The 26,156-nt window shown below is 57.6% G+C and carries 24 protein-coding genes; 17 read left to right on the top strand and 7 right to left on the bottom strand.

The genetic code is table 11. The features are described 5' to 3' along the window. Window positions 1-283: 283 nt before the first annotated feature. Genes pnuC through AC1EKE_RS02990 form a run of 3 tightly spaced genes read left to right on the top strand, consistent with a single transcriptional unit; the run spans window position 284 to window position 2,186 of the window. Window positions 284-871: a nicotinamide riboside transporter PnuC gene (gene pnuC / locus AC1EKE_RS02980; RefSeq protein ID WP_480308107.1), complete on the top strand. Its 588-nt coding sequence runs from the start codon at window positions 284-286 to the stop codon at window positions 869-871. After that, window positions 868-1,533, top strand: a complete 666-nt coding sequence (locus AC1EKE_RS02985) for a thiamine diphosphokinase (RefSeq protein ID WP_480308109.1) — start codon at window positions 868-870, stop codon at window positions 1,531-1,533. Before pnuC ends, AC1EKE_RS02985 begins: the two co-directional genes overlap by 4 nt. After that, window positions 1,530-2,186: a ribonuclease H1 domain-containing protein gene (locus AC1EKE_RS02990; protein ID WP_480308110.1), complete on the top strand. Its 657-nt coding sequence runs from the start codon at window positions 1,530-1,532 to the stop codon at window positions 2,184-2,186. Before AC1EKE_RS02985 ends, AC1EKE_RS02990 begins: the two co-directional genes overlap by 4 nt. A gap of 68 nt (window positions 2,187-2,254) precedes the next feature. Here AC1EKE_RS02990 and AC1EKE_RS02995 read toward each other — a convergent pair whose 3' ends face one another. Next, window positions 2,255-4,078 carry a Na/Pi cotransporter family protein gene (locus AC1EKE_RS02995; protein ID WP_480308112.1) on the bottom strand — a complete coding sequence of 608 codons (1,824 nt, stop codon included), beginning with the start codon at window positions 4,076-4,078 and terminating at the stop codon, window positions 2,255-2,257. 854 nt (window positions 4,079-4,932) lie between these two features. On the opposite strand from AC1EKE_RS02995, the gene serS reads away from it, so the two are divergent. The 7 genes from serS (at window position 4,933) to AC1EKE_RS03030 (ending at window position 11,493) form a co-directional block, all read left to right on the top strand. After that, on the top strand, window positions 4,933-6,225 hold the full coding sequence (gene serS, locus AC1EKE_RS03000) for a serine--tRNA ligase (protein ID WP_480308113.1): 1,293 nt from the start codon (window positions 4,933-4,935) through the stop codon (window positions 6,223-6,225). A gap of 13 nt (window positions 6,226-6,238) precedes the next feature. Continuing rightward, the gene (locus AC1EKE_RS03005) at window positions 6,239-7,045 is read left to right on the top strand and encodes a DUF3108 domain-containing protein (RefSeq protein ID WP_480308115.1); all 807 of its coding nucleotides are present in this window, start codon (window positions 6,239-6,241) and stop codon (window positions 7,043-7,045) included. A 6-nt stretch (window positions 7,046-7,051) separates the two neighbouring features. Next, window positions 7,052-7,609 (top strand): HD domain-containing protein, encoded by a 558-nt coding sequence (locus AC1EKE_RS03010; RefSeq protein WP_480308116.1) that lies wholly within the window; start codon window positions 7,052-7,054, stop codon window positions 7,607-7,609. Window positions 7,610-7,615: 6 nt separating this feature from the next. Continuing rightward, window positions 7,616-8,365, top strand: a complete 750-nt coding sequence (gene lptB / locus AC1EKE_RS03015; protein WP_297127923.1) for an LPS export ABC transporter ATP-binding protein — start codon at window positions 7,616-7,618, stop codon at window positions 8,363-8,365. Continuing rightward, window positions 8,362-8,994, top strand: a complete 633-nt coding sequence (recR, locus tag AC1EKE_RS03020; RefSeq protein WP_480308117.1) for a recombination mediator RecR — start codon at window positions 8,362-8,364, stop codon at window positions 8,992-8,994. Before lptB ends, recR begins: the two co-directional genes overlap by 4 nt. A gap of 556 nt (window positions 8,995-9,550) precedes the next feature. Further along, complete coding sequence (locus tag AC1EKE_RS03025) at window positions 9,551-10,906, top strand: ATP-binding protein (RefSeq protein WP_480308119.1); 1,356 nt, start codon at window positions 9,551-9,553, stop codon at window positions 10,904-10,906. Next, entirely contained in the window at window positions 10,906-11,493 is a 588-nt protein-coding gene (locus tag AC1EKE_RS03030) for a YqiA/YcfP family alpha/beta fold hydrolase (RefSeq protein WP_480308120.1), read from the top strand. The genes AC1EKE_RS03025 and AC1EKE_RS03030 overlap by 1 nt, the downstream gene beginning before the upstream one ends. 13 nt (window positions 11,494-11,506) lie before the next feature. Here the strand turns inward: AC1EKE_RS03030 and ypfJ are convergent, their stop codons facing one another. Beyond that, window positions 11,507-12,370, bottom strand: a complete 864-nt coding sequence (gene ypfJ / locus AC1EKE_RS03035; RefSeq protein WP_480308121.1) for a KPN_02809 family neutral zinc metallopeptidase — start codon at window positions 12,368-12,370, stop codon at window positions 11,507-11,509. A 21-nt stretch (window positions 12,371-12,391) separates the two neighbouring features. Next, window positions 12,392-13,204 (bottom strand): 3-methyl-2-oxobutanoate hydroxymethyltransferase, encoded by an 813-nt coding sequence (gene panB, locus AC1EKE_RS03040; protein WP_480308122.1) that lies wholly within the window; start codon window positions 13,202-13,204, stop codon window positions 12,392-12,394. Window positions 13,205-14,188: 984 nt separating this feature from the next. On the opposite strand from panB, the gene AC1EKE_RS03045 reads away from it, so the two are divergent. The 7 genes from AC1EKE_RS03045 to hemG all read left to right on the top strand — a co-directional run bounded on the left by AC1EKE_RS03045 (window position 14,189) and on the right by hemG (window position 19,221). Further along, entirely contained in the window at window positions 14,189-14,476 is a 288-nt protein-coding gene (locus AC1EKE_RS03045; protein ID WP_480308123.1) for a hypothetical protein, read from the top strand. Continuing rightward, complete coding sequence (locus tag AC1EKE_RS03050) at window positions 14,476-15,219, top strand: hypothetical protein (protein ID WP_480308124.1); 744 nt, start codon at window positions 14,476-14,478, stop codon at window positions 15,217-15,219. Before AC1EKE_RS03045 ends, AC1EKE_RS03050 begins: the two co-directional genes overlap by 1 nt. Window positions 15,220-15,240: 21 nt before the next feature. Continuing rightward, entirely contained in the window at window positions 15,241-15,696 is a 456-nt protein-coding gene (locus AC1EKE_RS03055; RefSeq protein WP_480308125.1) for a hypothetical protein, read from the top strand. A 4-nt stretch (window positions 15,697-15,700) separates the two neighbouring features. Further along, complete coding sequence (locus tag AC1EKE_RS03060) at window positions 15,701-16,240, top strand: DUF6978 family protein (RefSeq protein WP_480308126.1); 540 nt, start codon at window positions 15,701-15,703, stop codon at window positions 16,238-16,240. 4 nt (window positions 16,241-16,244) lie between these two features. After that, window positions 16,245-17,018: a DUF1828 domain-containing protein gene (locus AC1EKE_RS03065; RefSeq protein ID WP_480308127.1), complete on the top strand. Its 774-nt coding sequence runs from the start codon at window positions 16,245-16,247 to the stop codon at window positions 17,016-17,018. A gap of 222 nt (window positions 17,019-17,240) precedes the next feature. After that, window positions 17,241-17,480 (top strand): hypothetical protein, encoded by a 240-nt coding sequence (locus AC1EKE_RS03070; RefSeq protein ID WP_480308128.1) that lies wholly within the window; start codon window positions 17,241-17,243, stop codon window positions 17,478-17,480. 331 nt (window positions 17,481-17,811) lie between these two features. Further along, on the top strand, window positions 17,812-19,221 hold the full coding sequence (hemG, locus tag AC1EKE_RS03075) for a protoporphyrinogen oxidase (protein WP_480308129.1): 1,410 nt from the start codon (window positions 17,812-17,814) through the stop codon (window positions 19,219-19,221). Window positions 19,222-19,792: 571 nt separating this feature from the next. Here the strand turns inward: hemG and AC1EKE_RS03080 are convergent. The 4 genes from AC1EKE_RS03080 to uvrB all read right to left on the bottom strand — a co-directional run bounded on the left by AC1EKE_RS03080 (window position 19,793) and on the right by uvrB (window position 26,044). Next, window positions 19,793-20,851 carry an IS110 family RNA-guided transposase gene (locus AC1EKE_RS03080; RefSeq protein ID WP_480308130.1) on the bottom strand — a complete coding sequence of 353 codons (1,059 nt, stop codon included), beginning with the start codon at window positions 20,849-20,851 and terminating at the stop codon, window positions 19,793-19,795. Window positions 20,852-21,662: 811 nt separating this feature from the next. Beyond that, on the bottom strand, window positions 21,663-22,331 hold the full coding sequence (locus AC1EKE_RS03085) for a hypothetical protein (protein ID WP_480308132.1): 669 nt from the start codon (window positions 22,329-22,331) through the stop codon (window positions 21,663-21,665). A gap of 116 nt (window positions 22,332-22,447) precedes the next feature. Further along, window positions 22,448-23,902: an ATP-dependent DNA helicase gene (locus AC1EKE_RS03090; RefSeq protein ID WP_480308133.1), complete on the bottom strand. Its 1,455-nt coding sequence runs from the start codon at window positions 23,900-23,902 to the stop codon at window positions 22,448-22,450. Between the two features lie 3 nt (window positions 23,903-23,905). Further along, entirely contained in the window at window positions 23,906-26,044 is a 2,139-nt protein-coding gene (gene uvrB / locus AC1EKE_RS03095; RefSeq protein ID WP_480308135.1) for an excinuclease ABC subunit UvrB, read from the bottom strand. Window positions 26,045-26,156: the final 112 nt, after the last annotated feature.

Genomic DNA, 26,156 nt, shown 5'->3' on the forward strand with positions numbered 1-26,156 from the left:
ACCCACAAGGGGTCGTGGCATATTGCATACGCTTGTACATCGGTCTTCGGCACTTCGTGCCTCGACCGATGCCTATTGAGCGGGCATCCTTCGGGTGCCGGTATACTGACAATCTCAATTCCCATTGGCGCTCCTGGCCGATGACCCTAAAGAGGTCAACGGGGAGGGCACCTCGGAGAGTTGCATGCTTCGTAGCTGTAAAGTTCAAATGCGTCAGCTCTGGGCACCCCGGTTAGGGATGCTCGGGAGGTGAGGGAGAATGGGTACCTTTGCTACCGAAATCATGAGCGAAACGATTATACAGATCATCAATGCCGTCCTCGGCATCGTCTACGTCCTACTGGAGGGCAGCGCCTCGATGTGGCTTTGGCCGCTGGGAGTGATACAGCCTGTCTTTGCCCTGATCGTCGGCTGGCAGAGCCAGACCTACAGCACGATCCTTGTGCAGCTCTACTACCTCATCACCTGCATCATCGGCTGGATCTCGTGGCAGAGACGGCGCCGGAGTGGCGGAGATGGCGAGACGGCTCATCCGCCGATCACCCGCATACCTCTCCGCGAACTGGCTATCTGCGCCCTGGCGACGGTGGCGGCCTTTGGGCTGATCTTGCTCTCGGTCGAGACCTTTAGCCCATACCCTGCGGTGGAGGCCGCCGGGACGGCCCTTTGCTTCCTCGGCATGTACCTGCTCATCAGGGCGTATCTTGAGTCGTGGTATGTCTGGATCGTCTCCAACCTCCTCTACACCGTCCTCTACGCCCTCATCCCGGGATACTTCTACACCGCTATCCTCTACGGCGTGATGACCCTCCTTGCCGTGCGGGGGCTGATCATCTGGAGGAGAAAGATGCACCACCGGAGCGACCTATGAGATACCTACCCCACCCCATCTCCACCGTGATCTTTGCCGACGGAGAGGCTCCCTCCGAGGAGCTTGCCTCCTCAGTCCTCAGTCGGGCGTCCCGCGTGATCGTCACCGATGGCGCCCTGAGTAATTACTACCGCCTCACGGAGCGCGATCCGGAGGTGGTGATCGGCGACGGGGACTCGGTCCCGACGGAGCTGCTGGAGCGACACCACCTCACCTTTACCCGCGTCGATGACCAGATGACCAACGACCTCACCAAGGCGGTCCACCATGCCCTCCGCAAGGGATGGCGATCGATCACGATCCTAGGCGGGACAGGGCTGAGGGAGGACCACACGATCGCCAATATCTTCCTCCTGATGGACTACTACGAGTCGGGGGCAGAGGTGCAGATGGTGAGCGACTACGGGACCTTTGTCCCCTTCTCCGGTGAGCGGTGCTTCGACGTGCCGCAGGGGCTGGAGGTGAGCTTTTTCTCCCAAGACCACCTGCCGATGAGTGCCGAGGGGGTGACCTACCCCTTCCACAAGGCGATCTACCCGAAGCATTGGCAGATGACGCTCAATAGCGTCACCGACTGCCCCATACGTCTCGAGGCGGAGGGGATTGCGCTGCTCTACGTGGCGAACGAGAGGTATGTCCCACGAGAAGAGGTCAAAGTATGAGGGGTAACGACGAGCCTAAGGTCTATGTCGTCTGGTCGGGTCGGGAGACGGGCGTCTTCGACAGCTGGGACGACTGCAAGCCCCTTGTGGTGGGGGTAAAGGGGGCGAAGTACAAGTCCTTCAAGGGCATCACGCATGCCGAGGCGGAGCGGATCCTCGCTGACGGACCGGAGCAGTACTATGGCACCGGGACGACAAAGAAGACAAAGGAGCCCGCACCGGACTACGAGCAGGCGAAGGCCTCCATCTCGCCCGATGCGATCGCTGTCGACGCCTCCTCGCAGGGCAATCCGGGACGGATGGAGTACAGAGGGGTCTACGTGGAGACGGGGGACGAGGTCTTCCACAGCCAGGTCTACCCGAGGGGGACGAATAACATCGGCGAATTCCTCGCTATCGTCCACGCCCTCGCCTGGGAGGAGCAGATGGGGTACTTCGTCCCGATCTACTCCGATAGCCGAAATGCGATCCGCTGGGTGCAGAATAAGGTCTGCAAGACGAAGCTCCCTCGCGATGAGCGCACGGAGCAGCTCTTCCGCCACATCGACCGGGCGATCCTGTGGCTGCAGCGACACGACCTATCGCGGTACGACCTGAGGAAGTGGCCTACGGAGGTGCTGGGCGAGATCCCGGCTGACTTCGGTCGCAAGTAAGTAAGCAAAGAGAACCCCGGGCGGAAAACAACCGCTCGGGGCCTCTCTTTTTTTATAGGTGGTCGCTCTTAGTGCTTCTTATTGGTCAGCGCCTCCACCACATTGATGGCGTAGTCGGCGAAGTGCTCGTACTCATCGATGTCATCGACGTAGTAGACGGAGGCCTCGTAGGGATACTTGAGCGCACTGACGTCCACGATATTTTGTTTCTCGAGAGCATCCCGTCGGTTGTTCATTTCATTCTCAAGGTTTTGCGCCTTGTAGAAGAAGGACTCATCCCTCGGGTAAGTGTCCACGGTGGCGACGGTATTGTCGAGGATCTGCTCGCAGAGGGTATGGAGCTCGAGGAGCGTAGAGACCAGCTCGGGAGCCATCTCGACGGAGTTGCTGCGCTGGCGACGTAGGGCGCGACCGATATTGAAGCAGGAGTCACCCATGCTCTCGATCTCGGTGGCACAGCGCATGTAGGCCTGGATGTCGTGGTGGGTCTCCTTGGAGAGGTCGTTGGTACTCAGGCGGGTGAGAAAGTCTACGATCTCGATCTCCACCCGATCGCAGATATTCTCATACTTCTCCAGTCGCGTGAAGGTCTGCGTGAAGCGCCCCGGATCCTCCTCTAAGTAGAGCTCCCGCACCATGGCGAGCATCGTGTGGATCCGTCCGAGGTAGATCCCCATCTCCCGCTGCACCTGCAGGAGGGAGAGCTCACCGGTGGAGAGCAGCGGTGCGGAGACGAACTGGAGGTGGCTGTACTCCTTGCTCCCCTTGTGCTTCTTCGCCGGGCGAATCACCTGCTCGCAGATCTTGGCATAGAGGGGGACGAACCAGATCATGAGCAGCATATTGGTGACATTGAAGCAGGTATGGAAGAGCGAGAGCCCGATGCTGACGGCACTGGTGTAGGAGGCTATCTGTGACTGAGCGGCTATCATTGCCGGGTCGGTCAGAGTCTCTCCGCTAGTCATGAGGCTGATCTGGTCGCTCGAGAAGCGACTCCCCAGCGAGCCAATGTAGTCATACAGATCCCTCGGGTCGGCTCCCCCACCGCTCACCACCATCGAGGCGACGAGGTTGGTGACGGGGAAGAAGAGGATCAGCACCCAGAGGACGCCGAAGACATTGAAAAGCAGGTGCGAGAAGGCAGCCCGCTTGGCGGTCGTATTGGCGCTCAGGGCAGCGAGGTTGGCTGTGATCGTGGTACCGATATTCTCTCCGAGGATCATCGCCGCACCGATGTGGAAGGGGATCCACCCCTGAGCACACATCACGAGCGTGATCGCCACCATCGCACTCGACGACTGGACGATCAGCGTCAGGACACTTCCGATAAGGAGGAAGATCAGGATCGACCCATAGCCCATCCCGGTGTACTTGGAGAGGAAGGCGAGCGCCTCAGGACTGCTCTGGAGGTCGGGCATAGAGTTCTTAAGAAACTCAAGACCCAAAAAAAGCAACGCAAAGCCGAAGATGAACTCTCCTATGGCATTGAGGTTGCTTTTCTTAGAGAATATGAGTGGGATGCCTATCGCCATCATCGGGATCGTGAAGGCACTTATCTCCACCTTAAATCCCAGTAGCGAGATGATCCACGCGGTCGCCGTGGTACCGATATTGGCACCCATAATGACGCCTATCGCCTGCGTGAGATTGAGGAGCCCGGCATTCACGAAGCTGACCACCATCACCGTCGTAGCCGAGGAGGACTGGATCATCGCGGTGATGAAGAGCCCAGTCAGCGCTCCGAGGAAGCGATTGGAGGTGATGGCGGAGAGCAGTGAGCGGAGACGATCTCCGGCAGCTTTCTGCAAACCCTCGCTCATGATCTTCATCCCGTAGAGGAAGAGACCGAGGGACCCAAGCAGGCTTAGGAAGTCAAGTAGACTGTAATTCATGACTTAATAGGCTTTCAGAGCAGAGAGGTATGCAAAACTTAAGGAGTACACCCTCTCCTATTAAATACCTTGACAAAGGTACCCACAAAATGGCAATAGCCGTAAGGAGGGAGCCCCACAATCGCCATCGATGGGGCATCGGTCTTACAGCTCCAGCGACTCAGGATTGAGCAAAAAGTCATAGATACTTATGGTCGTGATGCCACTCTCACTCCTAAGGACCGGTGTCTCCTCCCCGGAGCCTGTGACACTTTTTTCGAGTAGCGAAGAGGGTTGACGCCCTTGAGATTTAGAGTAATCGTATACCCAGTGAGGCTCTTCCGTGAGGCACCCGAAGGGTGCTCGCTCCATAGGCATCGGTCATCCGCAAAGCGGTGACCGATGTACAGAACCCCTTCCCTACCACCTCGACCCCTTGCGGGTCGCCGAGCAGCCCCCCTTTCTCGGCGACCCCGCAAGGGTGTCGCACCATCAGATCTTCTGTGGGCATAACGGGCGGTGTGGCACTCCCGGAGTAAGGCAGGGGGCGATAGGGGTGTGAGAGAAAAGCAGTACATTTGAGTTACTATACACCGACTGATATTTTTCAACACACACGGATATGAAAGACAAGCAACTATCATTTACTGAAGCAGTGGTGGCGATGATCACCATCCCGCTCGCACTCGTCATCGGGTCGATCCTCCTCAGCAAGAAAAAGAGGTAGACCGATGGGGATGACCTACTACCGATATTAGATCGATCCTCATTTCTGAGCCCTTTTTCTTTTATCCGGGTACTGAATTAATTCGGTACCTTTGTATGTTACATACTTCAAGCAATCACGAAACAATAAGATAGAGTACAGATCCGAGATGTTAACGACTGAATTCCTACTGGAGCATACCGATGAGGCGATCCGGAGACTGAAGATCAAGAATGTCGACCCGGAGCCGATCATCGACAAGGTGCGCGCCCTCGACGAGGAGCGCCGGCAGACCCAGAGCGAGCTCGACGAGACCAATGCCGAGATCAATACGCTCTCCCGCGAGATCGGGGGACTGATGCGCGATGGCAAGCGCGACGAGGCTGAGACGATCAAGGAGAGGGTGAGTAGCCTCAAGGACCGCTCCAGGGAGCTGACCGACCGCAAGCGAGAGCTGGAGCAGCAGCAGGTCGACACGATCGTGCTCCTGCCCAACGCTCCCTCGGAGACTGTCCCCGCCGGCAAGTCGGCCGACGACAATGTCATTGAGCGGCGAGGCGGTGAGATACCGGACCTCCACCCGGACCATAAGAAGCCTCACTGGGAGCTCGCCAAGGAGTATGGCCTGATCGACTTTGAGCTGGGCGTGAAGATCACCGGTGCGGGCTTCCCCGTCTACACCGGCTACGGCACAAGACTGCAGAGGGCGCTGATCTGCTTCTTTATGGACAGCGCGCGCGAGGCGGGTTATCTCGAGATCGAGCCCCCCTTTGTCGTCAATGAAGCATCCGGCTTCGGCACCGGGCAGATCCCCGATAAGGAGGGGCAGATGTACCACTGCGAGGTGGACGACTTTTACCTCATCCCGACGGCAGAGGTGCCGGTGACCAATATCTTCCGCGACGAGATCGTCGAGGAGAAGAGCCTGCCGATCCGCATGTGCGCCTACTCCGCCTGCTTCCGTCGCGAGGCAGGGAGCTACGGCAAGGACGTGAGGGGGCTCAACCGCCTGCACCAGTTTGACAAGGTGGAGCTAGTCCGCATCGAGCATCCCGACCGCTCCTACGAGGCACTGGATCAGATGGTCCGCTACGTGGAGACGCTGGTCAGCAAGCTGGAGCTACCGTACCGCATCGTCCGGCTCTGTGGTGGAGACATCAGCTTCACGTCAGCACTGACCTTTGACTTCGAGGTCTTCTCCGCTGCACAGGAGCGCTGGCTGGAGGTGAGCTCGGTATCGAATTTTGAGAGCTTCCAGGCCAACCGCCTGAAGTGTCGCTTCAAGGGCGAGGACGGCAAGATGCACCTCGTCCACACGCTCAATGGCAGCGCCCTCGCCCTGCCCCGCATCGTGGCCGCACTGCTGGAGAATAACCAGACGCCTGAGGGCATCGTCATCCCCGAGGCGCTGCGCCCCTACACCGGATTTGACATCATCCCGGCACCTGCTGCGGGCAAGTGAAGTAGAGCGACGGATGCGTCCCATACTATCATACACCCTCACCCTCACCCTGCTCCTTACGCTCCTCTCAGGGGTGGCGGTGGCGCAGGGTCCCACCGCACGTCTCAAGTCGTCGCCCATGCTGGCGGGGACAGAGACGCTCACCTTTGACCTCTCCTACTCCGTTGCCTTCATCAAGGGCAGCGTAGGCACAGCCACCCTCACCACCACGCCCACGCGGGGCGGAGGCTGCACCACGCGGCTCCTGCTCCGCACGAAGAACGCTGTCGAGACCTTCTTCCCCATGCGAGACACGATGCAGACCTGGTACGGCGCCGACCGGCTGCCGCAGCGCTTCTACAAGGGGATCGATGAGAATAAGTACCGCATGCGGGACGAGGTGACCTACCGCTTTACCCCCAAGACCGCCTTCACCAGTGCGAGACAGTACCACGACGACGGCACCCTGAGGGAGTCGCGTGACAGCCGCATCGATGCGACGAGTGCCGCGGTGCTCGACCTTATCTCCATGGTCGCCTATGTGCGTGCGATCCCCGAGGACGAGCTGACAGCCGCCACGAGCGGGCAGAGCTTCATCATCCCGCTCGGCAAGGAGCTGACGCAGGGGCGCTTCACCTTCATCGGATACAAGATGCGGAAGTATAAGGGCAAGTCAGTCAGCACGATGGAGGTGAGCTTCGACATCGGTGATCCGGGATTTAAGAAAAACCGGGACACGCTGCGGCTCTACATCACCCGGGATACCAAGCGGCTGCCGATCTTTGCCCGCGCCGAGCTGGCGATCGGCTCCGTAGACTGCCGTCTCATATCGGATAAGTAACCCCCTATGACTAAGCGTGTAGACCCTCTCGAGCTGATCCGCAAGTACTACGACCCTGCGTCGGAGGCGTACCGCATCCTGACGATCCACAGCGAGCGGGTGACGGCAAAGGCGCTGGACATCGTCGATCGCCATCCCGAGTGGCACTTAGATCGTGACTTCGTCGCCGAGGCGGCGATGCTCCACGACATCGGCATCTTCCTCACCGATGCGCCGAGCATAGACTGTCACGGCACCGAGCCTTACCTGATGCACGGCGCCCTCGGTGCCGACCTCCTCCGCAAGGAGGGGCTGCCCCATCACGCTCTCGTCTGCGAGCGGCATACCGGCACCGGCGTGACGCTGGAGGAGATCCTCCGGGAGGGCTACGAGATGCCGCACCGGGAGATGGTGCCGATCACGCTCGAGGAGCAGATCATCTGCTTTGCCGACTGCTTTTACTCCAAGGGGAATGTGGAGAAGCTGACCGTCGAGAAGAGCGTCGAGAGCCTCCGCGAGAAGCAGCGCGGCTACGGGCAGGACAATCTCGACCGCTTCGATGCCTGGTGTACCCTTTTCCTATAACGTCACATGAATCTACGGACTGAAGACCTCGTCAAGAAATACAAGAGCCGCACGGTAGTCAACCACGTCTCCATCAACGTCTCTCAGGGAGAGATCGTCGGGCTACTCGGTCCCAATGGCGCCGGGAAGACCACCACCTTCTACATGACGGTGGGGCTGGTGGTGCCCAATAACGGGCGGATCTACCTGGATGATGAGGACATCACGCGGGAGCCGATCTACAAGCGGGCGCACCGAGGGATCAGCTACCTCGCGCAGGAGGAGTCCGTCTTCCGCAAAATGAGCGTGGAGGATAATATCCTCTCTGTCCTCGAGATGACCAAGCTCACCAAGGAGCAGCAGCACGAGAAGCTCGAGTCGCTGATCAGCGAATTTGGTCTCGAGAAGGTGCGGACCAACCAGGGCGACCGCCTCTCCGGCGGAGAGCGCCGACGGACGGAGATCGCGCGCTGCCTCGCCATCGACCCTAAGTTCATCATGCTCGATGAGCCCTTTGCCGGCGTCGACCCGATCGCCGTGCAGGACATCCAGTCCATCGTCGCCCGACTCAAGCGCCTCAATATCGGTGTGCTGATCACCGACCATAATGTGAATGAGACCCTCTCCATCACCGACAGAGCCTACCTTCTCTTTGAGGGAAAGATCCTCTTCCAGGGGACAGCGGAGGAGCTGGCGGCCAATGAGATCGTCCGGGAGAAATACCTCGGGACCGACTTCGAGCTCCGCCGGCGCACCTTTGCCGGGATCGATGCATGAGACAGGACCTGGGACAATTCTCTCCTCTCCTCGACCGAGCCGTCAGGGCGCTCGGCGGTCTCCCCGGTGTCGGCAGCAAGAGCGCCCTACGGCTGGCACTCTTCCTCCTGAGGGAGGACAAGAGCTTCACTCACGGGCTTACCGATGACCTCCGGGACTTCGTCGACGGCATCCACTACTGCAGCGAGTGCCACAATATCTGTGATGAGGAGCTCTGCGCCATCTGCAGCGACCCGCAGCGCGACCCGCAGCTCGTCTGCGTCGTCGAGAGCGTGCGTGAGGTGCTAGCGATAGAGCAGACCGGGCGGTACCACGGGCGGTACCACGTCCTCGGCGGGCTCATCTCGCCCATCGATGGCATCGGTCCCGACGACCTCTTCCTTGCCGACCTGCCTCAGCGGGTACAGGACGAGGGGGTGAGGGAGATCCTTCTCGCCCTCAGCACCACCATGGAGGGCGACACGACCAATTTCTACATCTACCGCCTCCTCAAGGAGATCCCCGACCTCAGTATCAGCACCCTCTCCCGCGGTGTCTCCGTCGGTGACGATCTCGAGTACGCTGACCAGCTCACCCTCGGCCGCTCGATAGAGAATCGTATCCCCTTCTCCTCCACCCTCCGGGAGTAAGCCCTCCCGATAATCTGCATTTGGGTAAAAAAAGGGATGCAGGACCATCGCGGAGGCACCCCGCCAGGGGTGCTCGCTCCATAGGCATCCTTGCGGATGCCGGTATTGCTGTCAGAGCTTAGTGTATTTGGGCAAAACGTCCGACTTGTCCGACTCGTCCGACTTGTCCGACCTGTGGGCTGCACCCCAGCAGGGGTGCGTTGTTCATAGCCCTCTTTTACCCCCTCGACCCCGATAGGGCGTCGCTCGTCGTAGAGAGTTTCTGGAGGGAGCGACACCCTATCGGGGTCGTATATATAAGGCGTACCGCAGGTGACCCGGGGTCATCGGCACTTCGTGCATCGACCGCGTGCTATGCAGAAAGGACCCCTACCGGGGTCCCCTGTCGGACAGCCTTCCGATAATCTGCATTTGGTGCAGATTCGCTCCTTCCGATAATCTGCATTTGGTGCAGATTCGCTCCTTCCGATAATCTGCATTTGGTGTAGATTCACCCCTCCTGATAATCTGCATTTGGGTATATTTGTGCACCATAGCAGATTAGGAGAGAGTAGATATGAGGAGAAAACTATATGACAGACTAAAGGCTTGGAAGGAGCAGTCCCGAGGCGAGTCGGCCCTAATGATCGACGGGGCTCGACGGGTCGGCAAGAGCTACTTGGTGGAGGAATTTGCCAAGCGGGAATACAAGAGCTACATCTTGATTGACTTCAATAGGGTATCGGACGAGGTCAAGGGACTCTTTGATCAATATCTGGATCACCTGGATATGTTCTTCCTCTACCTAAGCAACTACGCACAGACCCCCCTTTACGAGCGGGAGTCGCTTATCATCTTTGACGAGGTACAGCTCTATCCCCGCGCCAGAGCCGCCATCAAGTACTTGGTAGCAGATCGGCGGTACGACTACATTGAGACGGGCTCTCTCGTGTCGATCAAGCGCAACGTTGCTGACATCGTCATCCCATCGGAGGAGGAGCAGGTAAAGCTTCATCCGATAGACTTCGAGGAGTTTCTGTGGGCTATGGGGAATGAGATGCTGATGCCCTTTATCCGCGACTGCTTTGAGGCAAAGAGACCTCTCGGTCAGGTGATGCACCGACAGGCGATGGACTACTTCCGACAATATATGATCGTAGGCGGCATGCCACAGGCCGTCGCTAAGTACGTAGAGACAAAGAGCTTTGCCGATGTCGATCGTGTCAAGCGCCGCATCCTCGACCTCTACCGAGCCGACATCCGCAAGTATGCAGGCCTCCACAGCGCCCGAGTCTCATCAGTCTTCGATCAGATACCGGCTCAGCTCCAGCGCCACAAACGCCGATTCACCCTCTCTGACCTGGAGGAGGGGGCGCGACAGAGGGACTACGAGGCAGCTCTCTTCTGGCTCGATGAGGCAATGGTCGTCAATATGTGCTACAACGCCACCGAGCCCTCCGTTGGCCTGCTGCTCAACCAAGACCGCACCACCCTCAAGATATATATGGCCGACACCGGGCTGCTACTCAGTCAGTCCTTCGGTAGCGAAGAGCTGGTAGACGAGGAGATCTACAAAAAGATCCTCCTCGATAAACTCTCTTTCAATAAAGGGATGGTGGTCGAGAATATCGTCGCACAAATGTTGCGCTCGGCGGGGCACTCCCTCTTTTTCTACTCCAATCCCACCCGAGAGAGCGCAGAGGATCGCATGGAGATCGACTTCCTCATCACCAAGTCCGGGGTCACCTCAAGGCACAATATCTCTCCCATTGAGGTAAAGAGCGGCCAGCGCTACACGCTCACGTCTCTCCGCAAGTGCATCAAGAAATACGACCGCGACTTAGCGACCCCGTACGTCATCCACCCGGCTGACCTGCGGATCAGCGAGGAGGGGATCACCTTCCTACCACTCTACATGACCCCACTACTCTGATGACGAAGACACTGATCTACTTCCACGGCTTTCAGTCCGGTGCCGGGACCGCCACCGTGGGGCGCTTCCGGAGGTGCCTCCCCGACTGGCGGGTGGAGGCACCCGACATCCCGCAGGACCCCCTCGAGGCGCTCTCCTTCCTCCGCAACCTCTGCGCCAAGCTCCGACCGGACGTTCTCCTCGGCACCAGCCTCGGCGCCTTCTACGCTCACCAGATGGTCGGCTACCGCCGCATAGCGGTCAATCCCGCCCTCCACCTCTCCGAGATGCCCGAGATCCTCCACGTCGGGCAGTACCACTACCTCCAGCCGCGACTCAATGGGGAGACCACCTTTGAGATCACCGACGAGATCATCCGCCACTTCCGTGAGGCTGAGCAGCGGCAGTGGGACCACCTGCGAGACCGGGATGGCCGAGCGGAGCCGATCCTCGGTTTCTTCGGCACCCGTGACACCACCGTCGACTGCAGGAGCGACTTTGAGCAGCACTACGGCACCGCCTGCACCGCCTCCTTTGACGGCGAGCACCGGATGACCGACCGCGTCGTCAGCGAGGTCCTCGCCCCGGCGGTTCGCTCCTTTAGATAGAGTCCCCCGACTATCAGATCGAGGGATCGGGCAGGCTAAAGGTATCGCCCCCCTCCAGCGTCCCCTCGCGGTAGCCCTTATAGAGCCACGCCATGCGTTGCTTAGAGGTACCGTGATTGAAGGCATCAGGCACCACATACCCCTGAGCCTCCATCTGCAGCTTATCATCCCCGATGGCGTGTGCCGCATTGATCCCCTCCTCGATGTCGCCCGGCTCGAGAGAACCGAAGCGCGCATCATCGTAGTGCGCCCACATACCGGCGTAGTAGTCCGCCTGCAGCTCCAGCCGCACGCTGATCGCATTCGCCTCCCGCTTGCTCACCTGCGCCATCCGCGCATGCGCCTTATCGAGCGTCCCGAGGAGGTTCTGCACATGGTGCCCCACCTCGTGCGCGATCACGTAGGCGTAGGCAAAGTCTCCCCCGGCACCGAGCTGTGTCTTCATCTGGTTAAAGAAGGAGAGGTCTATATACAGGGTTTGGTCCGCCGAGCAGTAGAAGGGACCCACCTGCGACGACGCCCCACCGCAGCCACTCTGCACCGCATCGGTATAGAGTACCATCCGCGGCGGCGTGTAGGTCTTGCCATACTTCGCAAAGATTTCCGTCCAGGCATCCTCCGTCCCCTTGAGGATCACCTTGGCAAAGGTGGCCATCTCCTCCTCCTCGGCCGTCGGGGTGTACGGCTCCTCCTGAGCCGTCTGCTGCGTGACGATCGCGCCACCGCCCTGCCGAAGCACGTCGAGCGGGTTACCCCCCATCAGCCAGGTGATCAGCCCGACGACGATCAGGCCCCCGATGCCCATGCTGGCACCCTTGACCCGCCTACCACGCCGGTCCTCTACGTTGCTGCTCTGTTGTCTTCCGTCCAGTCTCATATCTTTTTTTCTGATAGAAAATTAATAGCTCTCGGTCTCGTTGGGAAACGAACCCTCCGCCACGGCGGCGGCGTAGTCATCAAAGGCGCGCACCATCGCCTCCCCCACCTCACCGAAGCGGCGGAGGAACTTCGGACTGAAGCCCTCAGTCATCCCCAGCATATCCTGCATCACAAGGATCTGCGCATCGGTATCGGGGCCGGCACCTATGCCGATCGTCGGCACGGAGACCGCCTCCGTCACCCGCTTGGCGAGGGTGGCGGGGATCTTCTCCAGCGTGATCGCCGTGACGCCGATCTCATCCAGCATCCGCGCATCCTCCAGCAGTCGCTCGGCGGCCGCCTCCTCCCTCGCCTGCAGGCCATAGCCCCCGAGGCGGTGGATCGACTGAGGCGTCAGCCCCAGGTGCCCCACCACAGGGATATTTGCCCCGAGGATCATCTCCAGAGAGGCGCGGACCTCGCGACCGCCCTCCACCTTCACCGCATCACAGCCGCCCTCCTTCATCATCCGGATGGCGTTCTGCAGAGCGACATAGGGGTCCCCATGCACGGTGCCGAAGGGCATATCTCCCATCACAAAGCAGTGGCGCACCGCACGTGTCACGCACTGCACGTGGTAGATCATCTGATCCAGCGTGATCGGCAGCGTCGTCGGGTGACCCGCCATCGTATTGGATGCCGAGTCGCCCACAAGGATCGCATCGATGTGGCTCCTGTCCACGAGGAGGGCGGAGGTATAGTCGTAGCAGGTGACGCAGGCGAGCTTCCGCTGTCCCTTCAGCTCCGCAAAGTCTCTTGCGGTAATCTTCTTACGCTCGGTTTTCTCAGTCATATCTTGATTGTCGATTGATTTCTCTCTCACAAAGGTACCCCATTCTCCCGACACAGATTCTCGCTCCGATCTAATACCGATATTAGTTTTCTCTAATATCGGTATTAGAATTGCCCCTGACTCTCAGGGGCCTGATCAGGGGGCACGGAAAAGCGGTTTCGCAAGCGGGATCTGCCGGCAGTCGGAGGGGCGTCGGCGTGGCACCCAGCCAGGGGTACCACTGCATAGCGGGACTGTCAGATGGCACCCCGGCAGGGGTGCTCGGAGGGGCATCGGCGAGGCACCCCGCCAGGGGTGCTCGGTTTTTAGTCCGGGTGTCGAGGAGGGGCGTAAGCCCCGACGACGACCCCGGGATGGATCGGCGGGGAAAAATCCCCTCGACCCCGCCAGGGTGTCGCACTATCAAGCTTGCCCGGGGAGTGCGACACCCTAGCGGGGTCGTATTTCTTTCCCTGCGCCTTCTTACCCGCGGTCTTCGGCACTTCGTGCCTCGACACCCGGGCTAAAAGCCGATGATCCCTCCGGGGCTTCGCCCCTGCGGGATCGTCCGACCATAGCAGTAGGGGAGGAATCAGTCGACGGGATTGCACAGCGACAGGGATTATCACTTCTTAGCTGTAAGGCTCAAATGCGACACCCCCTGCCTCTGTAGTCTTTGTCTGTCCCCATTGTTGTTATTTGTTTTTTTATTATTGTTACCTTTGGTTCCTGATAGAGACTAAAAAGTAACACCATCAACTCTTTATCTCTTTTGTTGATACACAGGCAGGGAATTTTCCAACTCGTAAGCAAGCAAATGCCAAATACTATTCCAACTTTAACACAGATTAGCACATGGGTTTAGACGAACGAATAGAACTTATCTGTACATACTACAATCTGTCTCGCACTGCTCTTGCTAAGATGATCGGTGTGAAACCTCAAAAACTGCACGATATAGCACGGGGTCAAACGGTACGCATCCCATCTGACGTACTCGAGGGAATGAGTAGGGAATTCCCAGATATTAGGCGCGAGTGGCTCCTGACCGGTGATGGTGATATGATCTCAGGAGTTGAAAACGTATCCTCCACAGTTACATGCAGCGGAAATGCTGTAAATACGGTCAATGGAAATGGAATCAAGGTCTCGGCTAATGTTACCGGAGATATTTTTGACCTTGCAAACAATTTTTCAGAAGCTCTTAGAACCTCTCAAGAGCAACTCTCGAGGGCTCAAGACCAGATAGACAGACTGATCTCGGTTATAGAAAAATTTGGAGTTGTGGACTAATGGCGGCTTTTGGGATCTTCCTTTTTGTCCTTTTGGTTGCGGTTTTTCTCGGGCTGGTCTTGTCTACTCTCTTCTTTGGTAGATCAAGCTCTCGAAACCCTAATAATGGGTTTACTACTGCTCGTCTAGAAAAGCTATATCGAAGACATCACTACGGAGATAAAAGGGTGTTTTTGGATTTGTCCAGTGTGACACCGCATGAGTGGATTTTTCTCCCTGATGACATAGAGAGCGAGCTGGACCGATACCGTAATCGTGTAGTTTCTGTTCCGGAAGACTTGATCACTGAATGGAAGTCTTCCGTGGAAGAGTATGATGAGTTCAATCAGCGGCTTGGTGAAACGTGTGAAAATAATAACCGGGGTATTGAGTTGGAAAAGCTTGGACAAATCGATGAAGCAATTAAAGTGTATGAGAAGAATATCTCTATCGGTTATCTTGCTACTCACGCATACGAGAGGCTACGAATTATCTATAAACGGAGAAAGGATCCGGCTAATGAACTGAGAGTACTTCGTGCCGGTGTTGCTCTGTTTGAGCCCGCAAACGATGAACGCTTCCGCCAAGCGTTATCAGAGTATCCCCAGCTGGAGGAAGAGATAGGGAATGCGAGGTGTGACCCCAAGAAAGGAACACTTAGAGATGAAAATGGAGATCTCGTGGTCGCATTTATCTCTGAGGAAGCAAAATATAGATATCGGATCCAGGCACTTCTCAAAAAGTATCCTGACTTGGATTGTTGAACATTTAACACTTGGAAGTATATGGAAGCAAGTGAAATTCTACTCAAGATCCTCGACTACACAGGCGAGAGCAGAGCCTCTCTGTCTAAGAGAATAGGACTTCCTCCCTATAGGCTACAGGATATAGTAAGAGGAAAAACAGCAGAGATCCCGTACGAGGTCGCAGATAAGCTAACAAAGGAATTTCCTTTTATTTCGAAGGACTGGCTCCTTACGGGCGAGGGTGAGATGTTGATCAGCGAGGGTATGACGGTTACGGGCAACGGCAATGCGGTCAATACCATCACCGGCAACGGCAACAAAGTCTCCGCAAGCGTGGCGGGCGACTTCGCCGACCTTGCGGGCAAGTTTGCCACCTCACTCCAGATCGCCCAAAACCAGCTCACATCCTCCCAGTCCCAGCTCGCCAAGTCTCAGGAGCAGATGGACCGCCTCATCGCCCTCCTCGAGAAAGTAACCTCCTCAAAGAACCCCTAACGATATGGCACTCACGCAAAAAGAAGCCGACGACCTCTTGCTCTCAGAGAAAAGAATTATCTTAGCAGACGAAGTAATCAAGTCAGAGACCTCTCAGGACTTCCTGCTCAAACAACAATTCCCACTCAGAGAGCGCCTCACGCTTGAAGACAATATGAAGAGAAAATACCTCCTCAACATAGATCAGTCCTCTAAGAATCGCCTTAAGCTGACACTCCACAATCAGGAAAAGGGCAGCTCGGAGGGGTTGCTTCGTGTCGACTACGGTGGTAAGCACCGCAATCCCACCGATGTATCAGCCTCGGTACCGGAGAGGCTAAAACAGTATGCTGGAGAAATATTCAGCCCGGACACCCCTCACATTCATTTCTTCGTGGAGGGGTACCCCGGACTTAAGTGGGCGATCCCACTCACCAGCGACGACTTTCCAGTCAAGGAGATAAGAGAAGAGACAGAAGCTGACGACGTAAAGCAGTCAGTGCAGGAATTTGCTAAAAGAATACACCTGCTTAATCAGATTCTATTCAACGCCAGAATCATATAGCATTATGTGGATCGATAAATACCTGGACGACTACTGCGCCTGGATACGTGACAATACCCAGTCGCAAGTAGATGAGCAGACAGGGTGGGCGACCATATCGACCCCCTACTTTGGACTTTTTAATGACGGCATTGACCTCTTTGCGAAGAAGACCGGCGACACCATTACTCTCTCAGATGACGGTGCCACTATCTCAAACCTTGAGCTGTCGGGCGTGACCATCGTCAAGACCAGAAGGATATTTGTCCAAAACATCCTGACCAACTACGGCATTAAGCTGAACGAAGTGACCAAGGAGCTTACCACCACAGCTACGCCCTCCACCTTTGCTGAGAGAAAGCACGCTCTCCTCTCCGCCATCATCCAAATATCAGATCTCGACACGCTCGCCACCCACAACGTATCAGCCACCTTTGCCGATGACGTGAGGGCTTATCTTGAGAGCCTCGGACAGATCATAACCCCCGGGTTTATAGCCAAGGGAGCCACGGGACTTGAGTTCTCCTTTGACTTCCAGATCGCTCGTCACTCCAGCGAGATAGTCATCCAGACCTTTAACACCCTCCGCCAGAATAGCCTTGCCAGCTTCCTTTTTGGCTGGCAGGACATTAAGCAGACACGCGAGCAGCAGACAGGAAAGCACCTTAAAGGTCTTGCCATCATAAACAATTCCCCGGACGAGAAGTACCTCGAAGCCCTCCAGCAGAGAAACGCCGACTTCATCCTCTGGGACGAAAGAAACAGCGAGAAAAGCAAAAGCATTCTCACTGCTGCTTAGCCCCACCCGGCAAAGTGGCCCCCCTGTCCAACCTTCACGATCGTTTTTAATTATGGCGAATTCGCCATAATTAAAAACTTACAGAGCATTCCTAATATGCATTATGGACACAACGACGTGGAGTAATCCCACTGCTTGACCTTCCCGTCACTTAGTATCTAAGAAAGGAAACTATGCAAACAGACGAAGCCCTTAAGGTGATGGAGCGATTTTACTCCACACTTGATCGCTTTCCAAGCGGTCAATTCCATCTATGACTTTTGCAAGCAGTACGACATCCCTCGAAATAACTTTTACGGGCAAAGGAGCGACCGCACGAAGTCCAAGTTTAAGCCGGACTGGCTCTCCTACCTCGTCCGTGACTTTGAGATCAGTGGCACCTGGTTACTCACCGGCGAGGGTGAGATGATCCGCAATGGTGAAACGTGGTCTCAGCTCGTGGATCGTCTCCAAAAGAGTTAAAAAAATGGTGGTTTCTCGGTGGCGATTTATAACGACCTCGTAAGTGTTTAATACATAATTACTTACAATCGTGTCAAAGAGCCTTAAATGCGTCGTCGTTTCCCAGGGTCATCGGCACTTCGTGCCTCGACTCCCGGTCTAAAAAGCGATGATCCCTCCGGGGCTTCGCCCCTGCGGGATCGCCAGGCGAGATTGACAGGCGGGTGGCACCCCAGCAGAGATGCATTCCTTTCACCGGGGGGGGGGGGCTCTCAATGGCGACGCACCGGAGCCTGTAAACCATTGGCCTCTTTTTTCCCTACCTTTGTCGTAACCAAAGAATAGATAGAGTATGACAGTAGAGGATAAGCAGCAGCCCCGCGTGGTGATCATCGGCGGGGGACTTACAGGTATGTCGGTGGCGGCAGGGTGCGATATGCACGAGATCCCCTTCCTCCTCCTCGAGCGGGAGGAGCGACTGGGGGGACAGATCCAGACACGTCAGCAGGGGGGGTACACCTTTGAGACCGGGCCCAATACCGGTTCGGTCTCCACGCCCGAGGTGACGGAGCTCTTTGAGTACGTCGCCCCGGAGGCGGAGATGGAGGTGGCGAAGTCGGCCTCGGAGGCGCGCTGGATTTGGAAAGGAGACCGCTTCCACCCGCTGCCGTCGGGCCCGATCAGCGGTCTCACCACCCCGCTCTTCTCGTGGCGGGATAAGCTGCACATCCCCTTCGAGCCCCTCGTGAAGCGGGGCACCGACCCCAATGAGAGCGTTGGGGACCTCGCCGAGAGGCGCCTCGGGAAGAGTATGGTGGACTACGCAGTGGATCCCTTCATTGGCGGGGTCTATGCGGGCGACCCCTACAAGCTGGTGACACGGCTGGCGCTGCCTAAGCTCTACGACCTGGATCGGAAGTATGGGAGCTTCATCGGTGGCTCGATGAAGCTGATGAGGGAGCGGAAGCCGACGGAGCGGGACAAGAAGGCGACGAAGAAGGTCTTCAACGTCGTCGGTGGGCTCTCGCGCCTGATCGAGGGGATCGAGCGGAAGGCCTCCCGTAGTGGCCGCTTCGTCACCGGCGCCACAGATATCCGCATCCGTCCCGTGGAGGATCACCGGTATGAGGTGACCTTTACCTCCGGGGGAGAGAGCGAGACGGTCCGGTGCGACCATGTGGTGACGACGATCCGTCCCGACCTCCTTTCCCCTCTCTTCCCGGACGACTGGGCGGGGCGCTTCGATCGCATACAGACGCTGGTCTACGCCCCGATCACCGAGGTGGTGGTGGGCTTTGACCACCTCCCCGGGGTGGAGCGACGGGCCTTCGGTGCGCTGGTGCCGACCTGCGAGCGGCGGCGGGTGCTGGGGATCCTCTTCCCCTCCTCCTGCTTCGATGGGCGGGTGCCGTATGAGGACAGTGCGCTCTTCACGATATTTATGGGCGGTCTGCGCAATCCGGAGCTGGTGACCGGGACGAGCCTCGAGGAGCGGCAGAAGATCGCCCTCTCAGAGCTGTACGAGATGATGCGGATCCCGCGGGAGATCCGGCCGGACCTCGTCTTCGTCGCTCCCTATAGCCACGCCATACCGGAGTACGACCTGACGACGGAGGGGATCCACGAGGACATCCGCCGACTGGAGGCGGAGTACCCGGGACTGCAGATCGCCGGCGGGGCGCGGGACGGCATCGGCATGGCGAAGCGGATCACCCAGGGCATCTCCATCGCCGACGCCATCGCCGGCTACCGGCGCGAGTAAGCGGATAATATTGGAGATGCAAGCATGAGTATCAAAAGGGAACAAAGAGTAAGCGCCACACAGCTACTTCTCTTTATACTAATCTATGCAGTCATTGTCGTTATATTTTTAGTGGCACCAATATCCTGTTTAGATCGAACCAGTTTGTGGACTGCTGCTTTGGTAGGTGCCTTGGCGCCCGTCGCGTGGTATCTCGCCACATTACTGAATAGGAGAATTAAGAGAGCAAATCGGAAAGACAATACGTAGGACTCAGGGAATCTTCATCGCCTGCTACCGGTGCGAGTAAGCATTGGTGACCCTGTCCGATAACCCTAAGAAGGTCAGCGGGGAGGGCACCCCGGCAGGGGTGCGTTTTTCGTAGCCCGGGTGTCGGAGGGGCGAATGCCCCGACGACCCCGGGAAAATCGATATTCCCCCTCCCGACGACCCCGCCAGGGGTCGCTCGTAATGGTGATCACCAGAGGGACCGACACCCTATCGGGGTCGGAGAAGACCCGGGGTCTTCGGCACTTCGTGCCTCGACACCCGGGCTATTTATGCTAACCACCAAACTTTTTGGGTAGAAATTTTATGCGGTCTGATATTGTTGAGCTACTTTGAGGTGGTGATCGGGATCATATAAGGTGTCGTTCTTCACCATAGCCCATATTATAGTGATCAGCTTATTCTTAATGTTATTGATGATGACGAGCTTCGACTTGCCCTTTTTGAGCAGCCTTTCCCTGTAGAGGGCGATCTCAGGATTCCAATTCATAGCTGAGACGGCGACCATATACAGAAGTCCCGAGTAGTAGGAGTCAGCCTGTCTGCTCCTATGGGATCCGTTTTGTATGGACGTGCCGGACTCGCTTCTGAAGGGGGCTATCCCGAGGAAACAGGATAGAGACCTCTTGGAGCCGAATGTCGTAAAGCCGCTCGTGAGGACAATCAATGCGATAGCAGTTACCGGTCCCACACCGTTGATGCTGACGATGATATCATTGATCCTGGTGAGCTTCTTGTCAGCCCTTATGAGACTGCACATTTGTCGGTCTACCTTGGCAATCTGCTCTTTGATGTAAGCCAGTTGTCTGTCCAGGATTTTTATATTCATCACGATGGCCTTGCTGCCGGGCTTAGCCTTGAGACGGACTTCGGCATCATGTCTCTTGCACATCAGTCCGGCTTGCTCCTTCACGAGACGTCGTCTGATGTCGTTGCACTCCCTGAGCTCCGAGAGGACCGGACTTTCGGGGACAAAGAGTCTGACCCTTTTCTGATAGAAAGTCCTTGCATACTCGGCGATCATAGTTGCGTCCGCCGAGTCAGACTTCTCTCGGACGATCCTTCCGGAGCCGTTCTTGATACAGACGGCGTTCTCCAGCCAGCAGTCAACTCCGGCGTCAAAAAGTCTCCGTGGCAGGAGGAGACTATAGCTCCCGGTATGCTCCCCGCAGACCAGTACATCGGAGAGTGAGCACGTCTCAGGGAGGAGCTTTACGATCCACGATATGAGTGCCTTAGCGCCCTTATCATCATTGGAGAAGGACTTGTTCAGGCAAACCGGATCCGGATCCTCACCAAGAAGAGCAGAAGCGACAAAATTCGCTTTGGCAAAGTCAATGCCGATAAATAGAGTTTTCTTCATAACTTTGATTGCTTTTTGTTTGAGCGGTACTAAGCGACAAAAGCTGTTTTAGTCAAAAGCTGTAATTAGGTTCTTCCTATCTATTTATCTGGCTTTTAACAGCTTGACCGAGAGGAGGTCCATAGCCCGGGATGGATTTTTCAATCCCTGCTAAACAGATGGTTTACCTTCCTCTCAGTCGGTTAGTGCCGCTCTTCATACAACAAAGATACGATACTAACCCTGCTGTCAGGAGCACCAGCTCCCAAAAGATTTATCTCCTTTGTTTGAGTGGCGTTGAGGGGCTTTTGAGCGGGGCTCAAAAGCCCCTCAACGATCCTGTGACAAACTTACAGCTAAGAAGAATGGACCCCTACCGGGGTCCCCTAAGGAGGTCAGCAGGGCACCCCTTCGGGTGCTCGCTTCCTAGCCACTGGTCGGAGGGGCGTAGCCCCGAAGACCAGTGGCTCAGGCATCACAAACGATCGCGACCCCGCAAGGGTGTCGCGGAGCAGCCATCCCCTCTCCCTGCGACCCGCAATGGGTCGTGGTCAGAGCGTCGATCTGCCCACAGGTCTTCGCCGCTATTGCGGCTCGACCTGTGGATAGGAAACTGGGATCCCTGACGGGATCCATTACCCATCGGGAGGTGGATCGTTGTGGTAAGGAGGGTAGCACCCCGGCAGGGGCGCTCACTCCATAGGCATCCTTCGGATGCAGGCCTACCACCGACTGACGATTTCCACATACGTCACCATCGACATTGGCGCAAAAAAAGCTCTCGACTCCGTCACGATCGACAGGGGCGAGAGTTGTTTACTAAGGAAACGACTCAGAGGACTAGTGTCAGATTGGCTTTGCAGGTCTTCGTGCAGCCACCTCCGTCAATGCACTCATCGGTGAATTTAAAAGCCTTTTTGGCTCCGGAGATAGTTCTCTCCACGACAATTCGCTCGCCGTCCTTTTCTCCTCCTTCACACTCAATGGCATACTTCCTGGACTTAGCCGTGCGTAATAGGATCTGTGTTGGATCCAAGTCGGGATGATCCGTCTGAAGTATAGCCTCAGCAGCGGCATAAGGGAAGAGGATGTCCTTTGGCATCTGATCATATCTCTGCAGGACGATCTGATCTACCGAGATGCGACCACTCTCTCGGTTGACCGTCAGAGTGATGTCAGCCATTGCCCGGAAGTAGAAGCCCTCCGGCGGCACGACACCCACAAGCTTGCTGTCTAGGAAGTCGACAAGCTCACTTAGGGTCTCCACATTCGCCTCATCCGAAAGAGAGGTCTCCACACCACCGGCAGGGAGAAGCACCCTGTCGGAAAAGCTCGGAAGGAACCCAAAGTCAGACTGTACATAGACCTGCTCCCATGTACGATGCATGAGTTGTCGGTCGTGAGACAGCTCAGCAGATCCCTGAGGATCCAGGGGACTTTGCTGATTGACACATCCTGCCATAAGGAGTGTCAGCAGACCCAGAAGTGTGAATCTGAACATGGTACTTTCCATAAGATCACATTGCTTAAGTCCTTAAATAGCGGGTGACTACTTCACCACGCAAGCAAGGTACACTTTTCAGGCCGAACCGTGATGAAGATCTTGTGACTTTTCTGTTACTTGATGACGAAGGACTTGGCGAGGTGGGCGACGGACCTGGCGCGGGTGAGGGCGGTGTAGACCCAGCGATAGGCCTCGCTCTTGGGCTCCTTCATCAGCCAGACCGGCAGGTCGATGAAGACCTCGGGCCACTCGCCTCCCTGCGCCTTGTGGCAGGTGAGGGCGTAGCCGTAGCGGCAGTGAAGTGCATTGAGGTAGGGATCCTCCCGGAGGGACTTCCGGAAGCCCCGAGAGCCGGGCTTTGTCCCCTCCTTCCGCATCCGGACAGCGAAGTCCTTGTAGAGCGCCTTGTAGTCGGCGGAGGAGAGTCCCGGGGCGTCCTGCTCCAGCAGGTCGAGGATCAGCAGGGTCTCGTACTCGGCACTGTCGTCGATATTCCGCACCCGGATGGGGACGAAGGTGACCCCGCCGCGGACCCTCTTCCGTGAGAGGGAGACCTCGAGTACCTCGATGAGGTCGCCATTGGCAAGGCCGGTGGTGAGGTCGTTTTGGGTGACGAGGAGGAGGTCGTCCACCTCCACGGGCGCCATATAGCCGTAGAGCTCCCTCGCACGACGAGAGACCTCGGCGCAGCGCTTATTGGAGAGAGAGATGAAGGTGCAGCGGTCGAAGTCCTTGTCGCCAATCGCCGTGAGGTAGTCGCTCACAAGCGTCTCCTGATCGTCGCAGATCACAATGTCGTCGTAGCCCTTGAGGGGAAGGGTGCCCCACTTCACCTCCGGGGGATCGAGGTAGAGGGCTCGGATCTCAGCGGCGGCGAGGACGATGCCACTCTGGCTATCCTGCCGTACGATCTCCGTGAGCTGGCAGCCTGTGGCGCGGACATCGTAGAGCATCTCCATATACTCCGGCACGAGAGCGGGCGAGTAGTCCTGCCCCACGGGCGGCAGCTGACTGTCGTCACCGACGAAGACAAACTTCCCCTCGGGGTCGTACTTAAAGAGGTCGGCGAGAACGTTGCCACTACCGAAGCTGAGCATCCCGCCCTTCGTCTCCCGATCGGAGATCATCGATGCCTCGTCGATGAAGTAGACCCGCAGCCCCCACTGCCGTTCATCATCGGAGATGGTGGAGGCGCTGAAGAGGGAGAGCATCTCCTCCGCCGGTTCCTCGTCCGACAATGGATGTCGGTGTTCCTCCTTCTCATCCTCGAGGAGGTCCTTGATGCTGTCGCCGAAGCGGTGGAAGTGGTAGATGAGCGAGTGGAGCGTCTGCGCCTCCATGCCGGTGCGGAGGGTGAGCATCTTGGCCGCACGGCCGGTGCTGGCGGCAAGCACATAGAGTGCGCCGAGGTCGCTGATGTAGTCGACAAAGGAGCGGAGGAGGGTGGTCTTGCCGGTGCCGGCGTAGCCCCGGAGGACGAAGACGGTCTCGTCATCGCTGCTGATGAAGGAGCGGAAGCACTCCATCGCCTCCCGCTGTCCAGGCGTCATCCAGGAGCTGTCGGTCATGGGTCAGCGCCTCTTCTTCCCCAGTTTATTCGCCTCGTGCGCCGACCGCTCGTGGTCGCGCGCGGCGATGCGCTTGGCGGCACTCTTCTCCAGCTCCGTCGCCACCTCTGAGCCGCCCTCCTCTGCCTGTAGCTCGAAGAGGATGTCTCTCAGCTGGGCTGCGGCGACGAAGTCGAGCGCCTTGGCGGCTGCCTGCATCGCCTCGCGGGTCTTCTCGATCTTGTCGGCGAGGTTATCCGTCCTGAGGAAGTCGAGGCTCTTCTCCGCCGCTGACTCCTTGGCGTGCTCGATGCGGTACTCCCGCGGGGTGGCAGCATCGGCTGTCTTGCTCGGCCCGGTCATGTCGAGGATCGAGCTGGTGGAGGACTTGATCGCCTGATGGGGCGTGATGCCGTGCTCCTCATTGTACGCCATCTGGATCTTTCGTCGCCGCTCAGTCTCGTCCATCGTCATCCGCATGCTGTCGGTGATCTTGTCGGCGTAAAAAATGACAAGACCATTGACATTACGTGCGGCACGACCGGCAGTCTGGGTGAGGGAGCGGTGGTTGCGGAGGAAGCCCTCCTTGTCGGCGTCAAAGATCGCGACGAGCGACACCTCCGGCAGGTCGAGTCCCTCACGGAGGAGGTTGACCCCGACCAGCACGTCAAAGTCTCCCCGCCGAAGCCCCTCCATGATCTCCACACGGCGGATCGTCACCACCTCGCTGTGGAGGTACTCCGTCTTGATCCCGAGGTCGGCGAGGTGCTCCGCCAGCTCCTCCGCCAGCCGTTTCGTCAGCGTGGTGACAAGCACCCGCTCATTCCTCTCAATGCGGGTATTGATCTCATCGACGAGGTCATCGATCTGATTCTCAGTCGGGCGAACCTCTATCCTCGGGTCGAGGAGGCCTGTCGGGCGGATCAGCTGCTCGACGATGATGCCGTCGCTCTTCTCCAGCTCATAGTCGCCCGGCGTGGCGGAGACATAGATCACATCGCCCTGCATCTGCTCAAACTCGTCGAAGCGGAGCGGGCGATTGTCGATCGCTGCCGGGAGGCGGAAGCCGTAGGAGACGAGGTTTTCCTTCCGCTGCCGGTCGCCACCATACATCCCCCGCACCTGGGGGATCGTGACGTGGCTCTCATCGATGATCATCAGGTAGTCCTCGGGGAAGTAGTCGAGGAGGCAGTAGGGCCGCTCGCCCGGCTTGCGCCCATCGAAGTAGCGAGAGTAATTCTCGATGCCGGAGCAGTAGCCGAGCTCCTCCAGCATGGCGAGGTCGTTGGTGACTCGCTCGTAGAGCCGGTCAGCCTCCATCTTTTTCCCCTCCTGCTCGAAGAGGCTCGTCTGCTTGTCAAGATCCTTCTTGATCTCCGCCATCGCCCAGTCGGTCTGCTCCTTGGTGGTGACAAAGAGATTGGACGGGTAGACAAAAACCTCGTCCAGCTCCTCGATCTCCTCACCGGTGAGGGGGACAAAGGAGGAGATCCGGTCGATCTCGTCGCCCCAAAACTCGATCCTGTAGGCGATCCCCTGGTAGTCCTCCACGGCGGGGAAGAGGTCGACAGTGTCGCCCTTGGAGCGGAAGGTGCCGGGCTTAAACTCCCCCTGAGCGGTCGTGTAGTAGATCTGCACCAGCTGATGGAGCAGATCGTCCCGCTCGATCTGCTGACCGGTCCGGATGAGGATCTTCTTGGCGGCGTAATCCTTAGGATTGGCCATACCGTAGATGCAGGAGACGGAGGCGACGACGATGATGTCGCGCCGACCGGAGAGCAGCTGGGTGGTGGTGCGGAGACGGAGCTTCTCGATCTCGTCGTTGATCGACATGTCCTTGGCGATGTAGAGATCGTTGGTGGGGAGATAGGCCTCCGGCTGGTAGAAGTCGTAGTAGGAGACGAAGTACTCGACAGCGTTGTGGGGGAAGAAGCTCTTAAACTCTCCGTAGAGCTGCGCCGCCAGTGTCTTATTGTGCGACAGCACCAGCGTCGGCCGCTGCACCTCGGCCACCACATTGGCCGCCGTGAAGGTCTTACCGGAGCCGGTGACGCCGAGCAGCGTCTGGAAGCGCTGCCCCCGCTCTACGCCGTGGACCAGGTCAGCGATCGCCCGAGGCTGGTCACCGGTCGGCTTGTAGCTTGATATGAGTTCAAAGTCCATCTTGTCTCTCTCCTCTGTCTCTCCCAGCAAAGGTACCAAAATAGCGCCCGTGGGAGCGGGGAAAGCTCCGGGAGGCCAGGGGTGACGCATTAGAGCGGTGCCCTCTTATCGG

This window comes from Porphyromonas sp. C0041D3 (assembly GCF_056590575.1).

What these genes read in the sequence shown, in the direction of transcription:
- pnuC (WP_480308107.1), top strand. Translation starts at nt 284, where the DNA reads ATGAGCGAAACGATTATACAGATCATCAATGCCGTCCTCGGCATCGTC.
- AC1EKE_RS02985 (WP_480308109.1), top strand. Translation starts at nt 868, where the DNA reads ATGAGATACCTACCCCACCCCATCTCCACCGTGATCTTTGCCGACGGA.
- AC1EKE_RS02990 (WP_480308110.1), top strand. Translation starts at nt 1,530, where the DNA reads ATGAGGGGTAACGACGAGCCTAAGGTCTATGTCGTCTGGTCGGGTCGG.
- AC1EKE_RS02995 (WP_480308112.1), bottom strand. Translation starts at nt 4,078, where the DNA reads ATGAATTACAGTCTACTTGACTTCCTAAGCCTGCTTGGGTCCCTCGGT.
- serS (WP_480308113.1), top strand. Translation starts at nt 4,933, where the DNA reads ATGTTAACGACTGAATTCCTACTGGAGCATACCGATGAGGCGATCCGG.
- AC1EKE_RS03005 (WP_480308115.1), top strand. Translation starts at nt 6,239, where the DNA reads ATGCGTCCCATACTATCATACACCCTCACCCTCACCCTGCTCCTTACG.
- AC1EKE_RS03010 (WP_480308116.1), top strand. Translation starts at nt 7,052, where the DNA reads ATGACTAAGCGTGTAGACCCTCTCGAGCTGATCCGCAAGTACTACGAC.
- lptB (WP_297127923.1), top strand. Translation starts at nt 7,616, where the DNA reads ATGAATCTACGGACTGAAGACCTCGTCAAGAAATACAAGAGCCGCACG.
- recR (WP_480308117.1), top strand. Translation starts at nt 8,362, where the DNA reads ATGAGACAGGACCTGGGACAATTCTCTCCTCTCCTCGACCGAGCCGTC.
- AC1EKE_RS03025 (WP_480308119.1), top strand. Translation starts at nt 9,551, where the DNA reads ATGAGGAGAAAACTATATGACAGACTAAAGGCTTGGAAGGAGCAGTCC.
- AC1EKE_RS03030 (WP_480308120.1), top strand. Translation starts at nt 10,906, where the DNA reads ATGACGAAGACACTGATCTACTTCCACGGCTTTCAGTCCGGTGCCGGG.
- ypfJ (WP_480308121.1), bottom strand. Translation starts at nt 12,370, where the DNA reads ATGAGACTGGACGGAAGACAACAGAGCAGCAACGTAGAGGACCGGCGT.
- panB (WP_480308122.1), bottom strand. Translation starts at nt 13,204, where the DNA reads ATGACTGAGAAAACCGAGCGTAAGAAGATTACCGCAAGAGACTTTGCG.
- AC1EKE_RS03045 (WP_480308123.1), top strand. Translation starts at nt 14,189, where the DNA reads ATGAGTAGGGAATTCCCAGATATTAGGCGCGAGTGGCTCCTGACCGGT.
- AC1EKE_RS03050 (WP_480308124.1), top strand. Translation starts at nt 14,476, where the DNA reads ATGGCGGCTTTTGGGATCTTCCTTTTTGTCCTTTTGGTTGCGGTTTTT.
- AC1EKE_RS03055 (WP_480308125.1), top strand. Translation starts at nt 15,241, where the DNA reads ATGGAAGCAAGTGAAATTCTACTCAAGATCCTCGACTACACAGGCGAG.
- AC1EKE_RS03060 (WP_480308126.1), top strand. Translation starts at nt 15,701, where the DNA reads ATGGCACTCACGCAAAAAGAAGCCGACGACCTCTTGCTCTCAGAGAAA.
- AC1EKE_RS03065 (WP_480308127.1), top strand. Translation starts at nt 16,245, where the DNA reads ATGTGGATCGATAAATACCTGGACGACTACTGCGCCTGGATACGTGAC.
- hemG (WP_480308129.1), top strand. Translation starts at nt 17,812, where the DNA reads ATGACAGTAGAGGATAAGCAGCAGCCCCGCGTGGTGATCATCGGCGGG.
- AC1EKE_RS03080 (WP_480308130.1), bottom strand. Translation starts at nt 20,851, where the DNA reads ATGAAGAAAACTCTATTTATCGGCATTGACTTTGCCAAAGCGAATTTT.
- AC1EKE_RS03085 (WP_480308132.1), bottom strand. Translation starts at nt 22,331, where the DNA reads ATGTTCAGATTCACACTTCTGGGTCTGCTGACACTCCTTATGGCAGGA.
- AC1EKE_RS03090 (WP_480308133.1), bottom strand. Translation starts at nt 23,902, where the DNA reads ATGACCGACAGCTCCTGGATGACGCCTGGACAGCGGGAGGCGATGGAG.
- uvrB (WP_480308135.1), bottom strand. Translation starts at nt 26,044, where the DNA reads ATGGACTTTGAACTCATATCAAGCTACAAGCCGACCGGTGACCAGCCT.